This is a genomic window from Streptomyces sp. NPDC051569 (genome assembly GCF_044454085.1).
GTDB lineage: Bacteria > Actinomycetota > Actinomycetes > Streptomycetales > Streptomycetaceae > Streptomyces.
Genome location: NZ_JBITDJ010000003.1, coordinates 316,359 through 328,842 on the forward strand (window position 1 = coordinate 316,359; position 12,484 = coordinate 328,842).

Annotated in this window: 12 protein-coding genes and 1 pseudogene; 7 read left to right on the top strand and 6 right to left on the bottom strand. The window is 72.5% G+C overall.

Going from position 1 to position 12,484, the window contains the following annotated elements:
• Positions 1 to 156 precede the first annotated feature (156 nt).
• The 5 genes from ACIBAE_RS07185 to ACIBAE_RS07205 all read left to right on the top strand — a co-directional run bounded on the left by ACIBAE_RS07185 (position 157) and on the right by ACIBAE_RS07205 (position 5,205).
• A complete protein-coding gene (locus tag ACIBAE_RS07185) occupies positions 157 to 957 on the top strand; it encodes an inositol monophosphatase family protein (protein ID WP_399283054.1) in 801 nt (266 codons plus the stop codon).
• 163 nt (positions 958 to 1,120) lie between these two features.
• The gene (locus ACIBAE_RS07190) at positions 1,121 to 2,536 is read left to right on the top strand and encodes a phytoene desaturase family protein (RefSeq protein WP_399282854.1); all 1,416 of its coding nucleotides are present in this window, start codon (positions 1,121 to 1,123) and stop codon (positions 2,534 to 2,536) included.
• Positions 2,537 to 2,619: 83 nt separating this feature from the next.
• Positions 2,620 to 3,141, top strand: coding sequence for an O-acetyl-ADP-ribose deacetylase (locus ACIBAE_RS07195; RefSeq protein ID WP_399282855.1), 522 nt, complete (start codon positions 2,620 to 2,622; stop codon positions 3,139 to 3,141).
• Positions 3,142 to 3,190: 49 nt separating this feature from the next.
• The gene (locus ACIBAE_RS07200; protein WP_399282856.1) at positions 3,191 to 4,672 is read left to right on the top strand and encodes an AlkA N-terminal domain-containing protein; all 1,482 of its coding nucleotides are present in this window, start codon (positions 3,191 to 3,193) and stop codon (positions 4,670 to 4,672) included.
• A gap of 11 nt (positions 4,673 to 4,683) precedes the next feature.
• Complete coding sequence (locus tag ACIBAE_RS07205) at positions 4,684 to 5,205, top strand: methylated-DNA--[protein]-cysteine S-methyltransferase (RefSeq protein WP_399282857.1); 522 nt, start codon at positions 4,684 to 4,686, stop codon at positions 5,203 to 5,205.
• A 67-nt stretch (positions 5,206 to 5,272) separates the two neighbouring features.
• On the opposite strand, the pseudogene ACIBAE_RS07210 reads toward ACIBAE_RS07205, so the two are convergent.
• The 4 genes and pseudogenes from ACIBAE_RS07210 to ACIBAE_RS07225 all read right to left on the bottom strand — a co-directional run.
• Positions 5,273 to 5,641 (bottom strand): annotated as a pseudogene (locus ACIBAE_RS07210) (Sir2 family NAD-dependent protein deacetylase); the annotation flags it as partial.
• Positions 5,642 to 5,716: 75 nt separating this feature from the next.
• Positions 5,717 to 6,970, bottom strand: coding sequence for a hypothetical protein (locus tag ACIBAE_RS07215; RefSeq protein WP_399282858.1), 1,254 nt, complete (start codon positions 6,968 to 6,970; stop codon positions 5,717 to 5,719).
• A 265-nt stretch (positions 6,971 to 7,235) separates the two neighbouring features.
• Complete coding sequence (locus tag ACIBAE_RS07220) at positions 7,236 to 7,700, bottom strand: hypothetical protein (protein ID WP_399282859.1); 465 nt, start codon at positions 7,698 to 7,700, stop codon at positions 7,236 to 7,238.
• A gap of 57 nt (positions 7,701 to 7,757) precedes the next feature.
• Entirely contained in the window at positions 7,758 to 8,273 is a 516-nt protein-coding gene (locus tag ACIBAE_RS07225; RefSeq protein WP_399282861.1) for an NUDIX domain-containing protein, read from the bottom strand.
• A gap of 174 nt (positions 8,274 to 8,447) precedes the next feature.
• Between ACIBAE_RS07225 and ACIBAE_RS07230 the strand changes: the two genes are divergently transcribed.
• Together ACIBAE_RS07230 and ACIBAE_RS07235 are read left to right on the top strand one after the other, a co-directional pair.
• Positions 8,448 to 9,611, top strand: a complete 1,164-nt coding sequence (locus tag ACIBAE_RS07230) for a glycerate kinase (protein WP_399282862.1) — start codon at positions 8,448 to 8,450, stop codon at positions 9,609 to 9,611.
• A 155-nt stretch (positions 9,612 to 9,766) separates the two neighbouring features.
• The gene (locus tag ACIBAE_RS07235) at positions 9,767 to 10,888 is read left to right on the top strand and encodes a lipid II:glycine glycyltransferase FemX (RefSeq protein ID WP_399282863.1); all 1,122 of its coding nucleotides are present in this window, start codon (positions 9,767 to 9,769) and stop codon (positions 10,886 to 10,888) included.
• A gap of 94 nt (positions 10,889 to 10,982) precedes the next feature.
• Here ACIBAE_RS07235 and pssA read toward each other — a convergent pair whose 3' ends face one another.
• Both pssA and ACIBAE_RS07245 read right to left on the bottom strand, forming a co-directional pair.
• Positions 10,983 to 11,837 (bottom strand): CDP-diacylglycerol--serine O-phosphatidyltransferase, encoded by an 855-nt coding sequence (pssA, locus tag ACIBAE_RS07240; protein WP_399282864.1) that lies wholly within the window; start codon positions 11,835 to 11,837, stop codon positions 10,983 to 10,985.
• The gene (locus ACIBAE_RS07245) at positions 11,830 to 12,477 is read right to left on the bottom strand and encodes a phosphatidylserine decarboxylase (protein WP_399282865.1); all 648 of its coding nucleotides are present in this window, start codon (positions 12,475 to 12,477) and stop codon (positions 11,830 to 11,832) included. Before ACIBAE_RS07245 ends, pssA begins: the two co-directional genes overlap by 8 nt.
• Between the last annotated feature and the right edge of the window lie 7 nt (positions 12,478 to 12,484).

The following is a 12,484-nucleotide window of genomic DNA, read 5'->3' on the forward strand; positions in this document are numbered from 1 at the left end:
GCGTGATGGGATGGACACATGACCGATGACTCTGTGTACGCGACCGGCTCTGCGAACGGGACGGCGCCTCGGCGCACGGGGCCCGCGCACACGGTGCCCGTCCGAACGGCTCCTCCGCTGCCGCTGCCTCTGCCGGGTACGGACGGCGGACTCCGGATGTCCGCCGTCGAGGAAGCGGTCCGTGCGGCGGCCGCCGCCGAGATCATGCCCCGCTTCCGCCGTCTCGCCGCGCACGAGGTCACCGAGAAGAGCGGCCCGCACGATCTCGTGACCATCGCGGACCGGCGCGCCGAGGAGCACCTCACCGCCGCCCTCACCCAGCTCCTCCCCGGCTCGTTGGTCGTCGGCGAGGAGGCGGTCCACGCCGACCCGGCGGTGTACGACGCGCTGCGCGGCGACGCGCCGGTATGGATCGTCGATCCGGTCGACGGCACCCGCCAGTTCGTCCGGGGCGAAGCGGGCTTCTGCACCCTCGTCGCCCTCGCCGTGGGCGGCGAGGTGCTGGCGTCCTGGACGTACGCCCCGGTGCTCGACGAGATGGCGACGGCGGTACGCGGCCGGGGCGCCACCCTCAACGGAGTCCCGCTGCGCTCCGGGTCACCCGCGCCCGGGGCGGTGCTGGACGTCGCCATGTCCCACCCGGACTACACCACGGACGAACAGAAGCGCGCCCTGCTGGGCCTGCGGACCGAGAACATCGACGCCCGCCCCTGCGGCTCGGCCGGCCTGGAGTACCTGGCCGTCGCGCGCGGCGCGCTCGACGCGGTCGCGTTCAACTGGGAACTGGCCTGGGACCACGCCGCCGGCCTGCTCCTGGTCGCCGAGGCGGGCGGCGCGCAGAGCACCCTCACGGGCGAGCCGTTCCGTATCACGGGCGACAACGCGCTGCCGTTCACGGCGGCCCGTGACGAGGCGACGGCGCGGCGGATACGGGAACGGCTGCTGGCCGGCGCCTGACCCGACCCGCCCCGGCGACGCCCGCACGACGCCCGCACGCGACGCCCGCACGCGATGCCCGCGCGGCGCTGCGTCGTGGTCGCGGACAGTACCCGCGCTCGGGCTGTCGGTGCCGGTGAATATCCTGGGGTTCCTGACCGTCGGCTGACAGAGGAGTCCGAAGGTGACGTCGATGCTCGATGCCGTGGTCGTGGGTGCCGGACCCAACGGACTCACCGCCGCGGTCGAACTGGCCAGGCGCGGGTTCTCCGTGGCGGTGTTCGAGGCCCGGGACACCGTGGGTGGAGGCGCCAGGACGGAGGAGCTGACGCTCCCCGGCTTCCGGCACGACCCCTGCTCCGCCGTGCATCCCCTGGGAGTCGGCTCGCCCGTCTTCAAGACGATGCCCCTGGAGCGGTACGGGCTCGACTGGCTGCACGCCGAACTGCCCATGGCGCACCCCTTCGACGACGGCACGGCGGCCGTGCTGTCCCGCTCCGTCGCCGAGACCGCCGCGTCCTTCGGGCCGCGCGACGCCGGCGCGTACCGCCGGCTCGTCGCACCGTTCCTCGGCCGATGGGACAGCCTCGCCCGTGACTTCATGTCCCTGCCGCTGACCGCGCTGCCCCGCGACCCCGTCACCCTCGCCCGCTTCGGCCTGGCCGGACTGCCGCCCTCCACGTGGCTGACGCGCCGCTTCCACGACGAGAAGGCCAAAGCGCTGTTCGCCGGGCTCGTCGCCCATGTCATCGCCCCGCTGGGCGGGATCGCGACCGGCGCCGTCGGCCTGATCTTCGCGCTCGCGGCACACGCGGGCGGCTGGCCCATGCCGCGCGGCGGCTCCCAGTCGATCTCCGACGCCCTCACCGCGTACCTCCGCGACCTCGGCGGCACGGTCCACACCGGGTACGAGGTCAAGCGTCTCGACGACCTGCCCCCGGCGCGCGCGTACGTCTTCGACACCTCACCGACCGCTCTCGCCCGGATCGCCGGCCTCGGCAGGGCGTACGACGGCTACCGCTACGGTGCGAGCGTCTTCAAGATCGACTACGCGCTGGACGGTCCTGTGCCCTGGACGGCCGAGGAGCCCCGCAGGGCCGGCACCGTGCAGATCGGCCCCACCAGCCGGGAGATCGGCACCGCGCTGCGCCAGGCGGCGGGCGGGCAGGCGCCCGGGACCCCGTTCCTGATCACCGCCCAGCCGAGCCTGGTCGACCCCTCCCGCGCGCCCGAGGGCAAGCACGTCTTCTGGGCGTACGGCCATGTCCCGCACGCCTGGGACGGCGACCTCACGGACGCGGTGGAACGGCAGATCGAACGCTTCGCGCCCGGCTTCCGGGACCTCGTCCTCGCCCGTGCCACGGCGGGGCCGCCCGAGCTCGCCGCCCGTAACGCCAACTATGTCGGCGGGGACATCGCCTGCGGCGCCGCCTCAGGACTCCAGCTGCTCCTGCGACCGAAGATCTCCGCCTTCCCCTACACCACCTCGCACCCGGCTGTCTTCCTCTGCTCCTCCGCGACCCCGCCGGGCCCCGGCGTGCACGGTATGTCCGGGCACAACGCGGCGAAGGCCGTCTGGCGGCGGCTGCGCGACAGCTGAGGCCGGGGGAGGGAAACGGGACCGACGGACAAGCGGACAAGCGGACAAGCGGACAAGCGGACAAGCGGAGGAGGCCCACAATCATGACGGAACTGACCCTCGTCCACGGAGACATCACCGAACAGCGCGCCGACGCGATCGTCAACGCCGCGAATTCCTCACTGCTCGGCGGCGGTGGCGTCGACGGCGCGATCCACCGGCGCGGCGGCCCGGAGATCCTGGCCGACTGCCGTGCGCTGCGCGCCTCGCGGTACGGGCGCGGGCTGGCCACCGGCCGGGCCGTCGCCACCACGGCCGGGCGGCTCGACGCCCGGTGGGTGATCCACACCGTCGGTCCCGTCTGGAGCCGCGACGAGGACCGCTCGGACCTGCTCGCCTCCTGCTACCGCACCTCGCTGCGGGTCGCGGCGGAGCTGGGCGCGCGCACCGTCGCCTTCCCCGCCGTGTCGACGGGCATCTACGGCTGGCCGATGGACGACGGTGCCCGGATCGCGGTCCGTACGGTCAGGGAGTCCGCCGCGCCGGAGGTCGAGGAGGTGCGGTTCGTGCTCTACGACGAACGGGCGTACGAGGCGTTCGAAACGGCCCTGGCCATCGAAGCCTGATGTCGTTTTTCCGCCAGCCCACATGCTCCGCGTGCCCGATGCTTGAGACATGTACACCGACACCGAACGCTGCGTACGGGCCGTCCGGTCCAAGGACGCACGGTTCGACGGCTGGTTCTTCACCGCGGTCCTGACCACCGGGATCTACTGCCGGCCGAGCTGTCCCGTCGTGCCGCCCAAGGCCGAGAACATGACGTTCTACCCGAGCGCCGCCGCCTGCCAGCAGGCCGGGTTCCGCGCCTGCAAGCGGTGCCGCCCGGACACCAGCCCCGGCTCCCCGGAGTGGAACGCCCGCGCCGACACCGTCGCCCGGGCCATGCGGCTCATCCAGGACGGGGTCGTCGACCGCGAAGGCGTCCCCGGCCTCGCGGGCCGGCTCGGCTACTCCGCGCGCCAGATCGAACGCCAGCTCCTCGCCGAGCTGGGCGCCGGCCCCCTCGCCCTGGCCCGCGCCCAGCGCGCGCAGACCGCCCGGGTCCTCATCGAGACGACCACGCTCCCGATGGCCGAGGTCGCCTTCGCGGCCGGCTTCGCCTCGATCCGCGCCTTCAACGACACGGTCCGCGAGGTCTTCGCGCTGGCCCCGAGCGAGCTGCGCGCCCGCTCCGCCCGAGCCGGACGCGCGGCCGACCAGGCCCGCACCCCGGGTGTGATCACCCTGCGCCTTCCGTTCCGCGCGCCCCTCAACCCGGACAACCTCTTCGGACATCTCGCCGCGACCGCCGTACCCGGGGTGGAGGAGTGGCGGGACGGCGCGTACCGGCGCACGCTCGCCCTGCCGTACGGGCACGGGACAGTCGCGCTCAGCCCACGGCCCGACCACATCGCCTGCCGGCTCTCCCTCACCGACCCGCGCGACCTCACCCTCGCCATCAGCAGCTGCCGCCGGCTGCTCGACCTGGACGCCGATCCCGTGGCCGTCGACGAGCAGCTGCGCGCCGACCCGTCGCTGACCCCGCTGGTCGACAAGGCCCCGGGGCGGCGAGTACCCCGTACCGTCGACGCCGCGGAGTTCGCCGTGCGCGCGGTACTCGGCCAGCAGGTCTCCACGGCCGCCGCGCGGACGCACGCGGCCCGGCTGGTCAGGGCCCACGGTGTGCCGGTCGACGATCCCGAGGGCGGGCTCACCCACCTCTTCCCGACGCCCGAGGCGCTGGCCGGCCTCGATCCGGAGGCCCTGGCCCTGCCGCGCGGCCGCCGCACCACCCTCACCACACTCGTCGGCGCGCTCGCCGACGGTTCACTCGGACTCGGCCCCGACAGCGACTGGGACCGGGCGCGGGAGCAGCTGAGCGCCCTGCCCGGATTCGGCCCGTGGACGGTCGAGGTGATCGCGATGCGCGCGCTCGGCGACCCCGACGCGTTCCCGCCGACCGATCTGGGGGTCCGCAGGTCGGCGCGGGGGCTCGGGATGCCGTCCACCCCCGCCGCGCTCACCGCGCGCGCCGCCGCCTGGCGGCCCTGGCGCGCGTACGCCGTGCAGTACCTGTGGGCCGCCGAGGACCACGCCATCAACCACCTTCCCGTGTAAGGACGTTCACCATGCCCGGCCCCGTCGCGTACAAACAGCACACCGTGATCGACAGCCCGTACGGACCGCTGACCCTCGTCGCCACCGAGGGGGTACTGAGCGGCCTGTACATGGTCGACCACCGCCACCGCCCACCGGAGGAGACCTTCGGCGACCCGGACTTCCGGCCGTTCGGAGAGGTACGGCGTCAGCTCGGCGCGTACTTCGACGGCGAGCTGACCGAATTCGACCTCCCACTGCGGCCGGCGGGCACGCCGTTCCAGCTCGGCGTCTGGGAGGAGCTACGGAAGATCCCGTACGGCGAGACACGCTCGTACGGCGAGCTGGCCGGGATTATCGGCAAACCGGGGGCCTCACGCGCGGTCGGACTCGCCAACGGCAGGAATCCGATCAGCATCATCGTGCCCTGCCACCGGGTGATCGGTTCGACCGGCGGTCTCACCGGCTACGGCGGCGGCCTCGACCGCAAGCAGCGGCTCCTGGTCTTCGAGGGCGCGGCCCCCGCCGTCCCGGCCACCGCCACGCTCTTCTGAGTACCGGCCGCGCCCGTGACGCGGGCGGGGGACGGGAGGCGGGCCGGGGGCGGGAGGCGGGAGGGGGTCAGCCGGCCCGCAGTGTTTCGGGCGGCGCGGGCGGCGCGCTTCCGATCGGCTCCCGGATGATCTCGTCGGCCCGGTCGTCGTACGGCGTCGGCTCCGCGTTCACCACGACGAGCCGTGCGCCGTGGTCGGCGGCGATCCCCGCCGGCGCGGCGGCGGGCCGCACCTGGAGGGTCGTACCGACCGCGACGAACACCTCGCACGCCTTGGCGATCGCCATCGCCTGGGCCGGCACCTCCGGGTCGGGCCGCTCTCCGGACATCACCGTCGCCGATGTGAGGATCCCGCCGCACACCCGGCAGCGCGGGTCCTCGTCGCCCGCCGCGACCCGGTCCAGCGCCTCCTTCATCGGGGAGCGCGCCCCGAGCCTACGCAGGGGCGCCGGGAGCGGCGAACGGCGGTCAGGACCTGAAGGGCCGTCGGATCGGGTCGGTTGCCCGGCCGGTCAGGGCGCCTTGACCGGCGTGAACGGGTTCGGCGTCGCGCCCGTCCAGTCCTGCAGGACCGAGCGGCCCGTCTGCTGGGTGACCCCGCCGACCTTGACCGCGCTCTGCGTGGCCACGTAGAAACGGCCGTCGTCGAGCGAGATCAGCCCGAACTGCCCGCCCCCCTGCCAGCCGTACACCCCGGACGGCGCGTCGTGCAGTCCCTCGGGGAGGAGTGAGAGCATCCGGCCGCGCTCGGGCCGCTCCTGGCCGGGGACGAGACCCCAGGTGGGGCGCCGCGAGCCGTCGACCACGAACAGCGAGTAGTTCGGGAACCGCGGCTTGGCGCCCTTGTACACGGCGAGCAGCCAGTTGCCGGTGTGACCGTCGTACTCCAGGTTCTGCACGCCGAAGTCGGTGTTGCCGGTGTACACGAAGTACTTGCCGTCCGGGGTGTCCGGGCCGCTGGTGTGCGGGGCGTCCTCGGTCAGCGGGCGCTCGTACTTCTTCCATCCGCTGACGTCGTACTGGAGCAGGACCTGGTTGTCGTTGTCCTCGCGGGTGGTGTTGGCGTAGATCCCGTACGCGACGGTGAGCTCGGAGCCCCCGCCGTGCTCGAAGTCGGGGCCGAAGGCCACGCCGTCGATGCCGCTGGAGCCGTACCGGTGGTCGGGTGTGTCGGCGGTGGCGCCGTCGAAGACCCCGTTGCCGTCCATGTCGGCCGCGTAATCGTCGACGGCCTCCTTGAGATAGACGGTGGAGACGACGCCGGTGGACTGGGCGTCCATGTTCATGCGGGTGATGCGGTCCGCGTCGAAGAGAGCGATGTAGAACTCCGCGCCCTTCGGCGTGTTGTATTCGAGGGAGCCGTAGACCCTGCCGTCCCGCTCGTTGAAGTCCAGGTCACCGAGGTGACCGGTGAATCCGGAGACGGAGCCGAGCGGCTTGCCGGTCAGATCCGTCTTCACGAGGAGGTCGGTGAAGGAGAAGTACATCAGCCCCTTGCGGAGATCGAGAGCTGTTCCCTGGAGGTGGCCGGACCGCCACGTGCCGCCGTCCACGCTCGTGGGCAGCTCAGGAAGCCGCTGTACGGTCCGGTCGCCGCCGGTCCCTGTTCCGCTCCCGGCTCCTGTCCCGCTCCCGGCCCCTTTTCCGCTCTCGGTCCTCGCCGTCGCGGCCCCGGCGCCGGCCGCGACGGCCGACGCCGCCGAAGCGGCCACCACGATGAGGGACGTGAGCAGGGCCGCCAGTCGGCCGTGCGTCTGCCTTCGCATGATCTCTCCGGGGGTCGGTCGGTCCTGGGCCTCCGATGATGCCGGGCAGCCGTGCGCGGGCCGGGAAGCGCCGGGGGCGCGCGGGGGGAGATATTCGTTCGACGGACAATAAGCCCGTGCGAGAGGTCAGTTGATCGGGTGATCCGGCGAAACACCGACGGACCGGGGCGCCTTGGGGCCCCGGCTCTCCGGCCCTGGAGGCACAGCCGGACGACGGGTTCCGGGGTCCCTGTTCACTCCCGGAACGGTCGGCTGCCCGGGCAGGTCAGGCGGTGGGGGTGAGGCCGACCGGCATGACGAGGGTGGTGAAACTCCCTTGGTCCGCGGAGCGCACCACGACCGGCTCGGTGACGGCGGACACCTCCAGCAGGACATCGGGGCCGATACCCGCTTCCAGGGCCGGGGCCAGGACGGCCGGGTCGAAGCCGATCCGCAGGGGCAGATCACCCAGGCCGACGGCGCGCAGCGTGGTGGCGCGGGAACGGTCGGGCCGTGAGACGACGGCTTGGTCCGGGCCGAGCAGCAGCGAGATCGCGGGCGCTTCGCCGCACCGGCCGACGGCGTCGAGGAGGGCCGGCCAGTCCACGATCAGCCGATGCCGGGGCGGGCCGAGGGCCGTGAGCATCTCGCGGTAGGAGGGGAACTCACCCTCGGACAGGGTGAGTTCCCGGGTCCCGGACCCCGCCGCGTCGCGCGCCACGGCACCCCCGGAGCCGACTTCGACGATCACCTGAAGGTCAAACCCGGCCCTGGTGTCGCGACGGGGCGAAGATCGGCCGGACCGGACCTAGGACGGACGGTGGCCGTTCTCCAGCTCCACCGTGCCCGCGCCGGACTCCAGGACATCGAGCGCCGCGAGCACCCGCCTTCCGAGCGAGTCCAGCAGATACGCCGGGATCTCGGCGCGGTCCAGCAGCCGCCAGGACAGCAGCTCCTCCTCCTGGAGCCGGATCCCCGCGAGCTGGGCCTCGGTCAGCACCCCGCCGTCGTACAGATATACGGCGATCGGCGGCCGGATCCTGCTCGAAGGCTGCACCCAGTCGACCGCCAGCAGCCGCCCCGGCGCGATGTCCAGGCCGATCTCCTCCAGGGTCTCCCGCCGGGCACCCTCGCGCGGGGTCTCCCCGTCGTCGGACTCGATGGTCCCGCCGGGCAGCGCCCAGCCCTTCCGGTAGTTGGGCTCGACACCCAGGACGCGCCCCTCACCATCCCTGAACAGCACGGCGGCCCCGGCGAGAACACGGGGCAGGCCCGCGATGTAGGCGGCGTATTCGGCATCGGTATCGGTAGGGATATCGGTCACGCCGAAAGCCTAGTGCCGTTCCCGGCGAGCTTCGCCCCGTCGCGACGACCGGCACGCGCGCTCGCCGCGTCGGCCACAGACCCAGGTAGGAGAGGCCCTGGCGGCGGCCTGCGGCAGGCAGCCACTCCTGTGGATAAGGTCAGGGCGGCGCGACACCTGTTCGAGGGCAGAGGGATGCAAGTGACGGACGGAGCAGTATCCGAGGCCGCGCGCGTGCTGATCGCGGCGGACAAGTTCAAGGGGTCGCTCACGGCCGCTCAGGTGGCCGAACGGGTGACGGCCGGGCTGCGCCGGGCCGCTCCCGGGGTACGGGTCGAGGCGCTGCCCGTCGCCGATGGCGGTGACGGCACGGTCGCCGCCGCGGTGGCGACCGGTTTCGAGCGGCGAGAGGTACGGGTCACCGGGCCGCTCGGGGACGCGGTGACCGCGTCCTACGCCCTGCGGGACGGCACGGCCGTCGTCGAGATGGCCGAGGCCTCGGGCCTCCGGCGTCTCCCGGCGGGAACCCTCGCGCCCCTCACCGCGACCACCTACGGTTCCGGAGAGCTGCTGCGCGCCGCCCTCGACGCCGGTGCCCGCTCCATCGTCCTCGGGGTCGGCGGCAGTGCCACCACCGACGGCGGCGCGGGCATGCTCGCCGCGCTCGGCGCGCGCTTCCTGGACGCGGACGGGCGGCCCGTCGGTCCCGGCGGCGGTGGTCTGCGGGATCTCGCGACCGCCGATCTCTCCGCTCTGGACTCCCGGCTCGCCGGGACGGACATCGTCCTCGCCGGCGACGTCGACAACCCGCTGACCGGTCCCACCGGCGCCGCGGCCGTCTACGGGCCGCAGAAGGGCGCGACCCCGGAGGAGGTCGCCACGCTCGACGCGGCCCTCGCCCACTACGCCACGGTGCTGGCGAAGACCGACGAATCCCCTCGCGCCACCGACCTCGCGCTGTCACCCGGCGCGGGCGCGGCGGGCGGCATCGGCTACGGCGCGCTGATCGGTCTCGGCGCCCGCTTCCGCCCCGGTATCGAGGTCATGCTCGATGTGCTGGGCTTCGCCCCGGCGCTGGCCCGCGCGACCCTCGTCATCACCGGCGAGGGGTCACTCGACGAGCAGACCCTCCACGGCAAGGCCCCGGCGGGCGTCGCGGCGGCGGCCCGCGCCAGGGGCGTCGGGACCATCGCGGTCTGCGGCCGGCTGGCCCTCTCCCCGGAGGCTCTGGCCACGGCAGGCATCGCCCGCGCCTACGCCCTCACCGACCTGGAGCCGGACCCGGTCGTCTGTATGGCACAAGCAGGCCCGCTCCTGGAACGGCTGGCATCGGACATCGCCCGGGACCTCCTGGTCTGAGCGCCGGACGGGGCGAGCGCGGTACGCGCGGCGAGCGCGGTGAGCGGCGCTCCAGCGCCTCGCGACGCACCGCACCGGACGTCCCGGGGCGATCCGACGAGATCGCCCGAACAGGACCTAGGGTGGTGCCCGCCGAGCGAGAAGGAGCACTCTCCATGGGCTACCGCCTGAAGACGATCACCCGTGAGGAACACCTGGCCTTCGTCAGAGCCAGGCCTTCGGCGAGCCATATGCAGGTTCCCTCGTGGGGCGACGTCAAGCCGGACTGGCGGGCGGAGAGTCTGGGGTGGTTCGACGAGCAGGGCCGGATCACCGGAGCCGGGCTCGTCCTCCACCGGCCGGTGCCGAAGATCAAACGGTATCTGGCCTACCTGCCCGAGGGGCCCGTCATCGACTGGTACGCCGCCGACCTGGAGCGGTGGCTCGAACCGATGCTGGACCATCTGAAATCCCAGGGCGTCTTCTCGGTGAAAATGGGGCCGCCCGTCGTCGCCCGCCGCTGGGAGGCGGAAGCGGTCAAGGCCGCCATCGCCGATCCGGAGGCCCGCAGGCTGCGGGACGTCGAGCCCACCAGCGTCGAGCCGCGGGCCCTGGAGGTGGCCGACCGGCTGCGCCGGATGGGCTGGCAGCGCGGTGAGGATGACGCCGAGGACGGCTTCACCGCGGGCCAGCCGCGATACGTCTTCCAAGTCCCCTTCGCGGGAAGGTCGTTGGAAGAGATCCAGCAGGGCTTCAATCAGCAGTGGCGCCGCAACATCAAGAAGGCCGAGAAAGCCGGGGTGAAGGTGGTCAGGGGCGAGTACGAAGACCTGCCGGCCTTCTACGAGCTCTACCTGGAGACCGCGCAGCGGGACAGGTTCATCCCGCGCCCCCTGGCGTACTTCCAGCGCATGTGGACCGCGCTCGCCGCCGAGGATCCCGACCGGATGCGGCTCTATCTCGCCCACCACGACGGCGAGGTGCTGTCCGCGGCCACGATGCTCACCGTCGGCGAGCACATCTGGTACTCGTACGGCGCCTCCACCAGCCGCAAGCGCGAGGTGCAGCCCAACAACGCGGTCCAGTGGCGGATGATGAGCGACGCTCACGAACTGGGCGCGAGTGTGTACGACTTGCGCGGCATCACGGACACGCTGTCCGAGAGCAATCACCTGCTCGGGCTGCTCCGCTTCAAGGCGGGCACCGGCGGCCAGGCCGCCGAATACCTGGGGGAGTGGGACTTCCCGCTCAACAAGCTGCTGCACAAGGCCTTCGACTTCTACATGTCCCGCCGCTGAGAGCCTGTCGGCGGCCACGGTACGAGGCCACCGTACGAGAAGGGCCCGGGTGCGCGTCGCACCCGGGCCCTTCTTGATCTCGCCGACTGTACCGCTAGGGCAGCTGTGCCGCCCGCGCCTCGCGGCGGTTGTCGCGGAAGTTGTTCACCCGCCGTGCCGTGGCGAAGAGCGGAATCACCGCACCCGTCACCACCTGGAGCGCGCAGCCGGTCTGCAGCAGCAGCTGGCCGCCGGGGGCGTCGAAGGCCCAGGCCGCCAGCAGCCCCATCGCGGCCACGATCCAGCTGAGCATCGCCACCGCGAGCACGCCCCGCGGCTTCGGGTACTCGACCCGGCTCACCATCAGCCACGCCACGCCGATGATCGCGAGGAGCGTCGGTACGAAGGGAAGCTCCAGCAGCACGATCGAGATGACCGTGAGCGCGCCGAAGGGGCTCGGCATGCCCTGGAACATGCCGTCCTTCAGCGTCACGCAGGAGAATCTGGCCAGCCGGAGCACGACGGCCAGCAGCACGACGATCGCCGCCAGCGCCGAGACCCGCTGATGCGCGTCGTCCGCGACCATGCCGTAGACCAGGACGAAGTACGCCGGGGCGAGGCCGAAGCTGATCAGGTCGGAGAGGTTGTCCAGCTCCGCGCCCATCGGGGAGCTGCGCAGCTTGCGCGCCACGAGCCCGTCGAACAGGTCGAAGATCGCCGCGCACAGCATGAGGATCACGGCCGTCGCGGCGGAGTGCCGCGCCATGCCGCTCTCGTCGCTGCCCGTGAGATGGGGGATGAGGATGCCGGTGGTGGTGAAATACACGGCCATGAAGCCGCAGGTGGCGTTACCGAGCGTGAGGGTGTCCGCTATCGACAGCCGCAGTGAGAGCGGCATGTCTTCCGCGTCGTCCTCCGCTTCGGCCTCGGCCTCCGCGACCCAGCCGGCTTGCGTGTCAGGATCAATCACGGTCAATTCGAGTCACCCCTGCGGTCGTGGTCTGACCGACCTCGACAGCGACATCGACACCTTCCGGAAGGTAGATGTCGACGCGCGAGCCGAATCGGATCAGGCCGATGCGCTCGCCCTGTTCCACCTTGGTCCCCTGGGGCAGGTACGGGACGATGCGCCGGGCTACCGCGCCGGCGATCTGCACCATCTCGATGTCGCCCAGCTCGGTGTCGAAGTGCCAGACAACGCGCTCGTTGTTCTCGCTCTCCTTGTTGAACGCCGGGACGAAGCCGCCGGGGATGTGCTCGACGGACGTCACGGTTCCCGCGAGGGGAGCGCGGTTGACGTGAACATTCAGCGGGCTCATGAAGATGGCGACCCGGGTGCGCCCGTCCTTCCACGGCATGATGCTCTGCACCACACCGTCGGCCGGGGAGATGACCCGGCCCTGAGTGATCTCGCGCTCGGGGTCGCGGAAGAACCACAGCATGCCCGCGGCGAGCGCGGTGGCGGGCACGGCGACGACGGCGGCGCGCTTGGAGCGGCGCGCGCGCACCAGGCTGATCGCTGCGGTGGCGACGGTCGGCAGGAGCCACGGCGATGCTCCGCGCGCGAGGCGGACCTGGCCGCGTGGTGCAGAGGTTTGGCTGTGGGGCATGGATGAC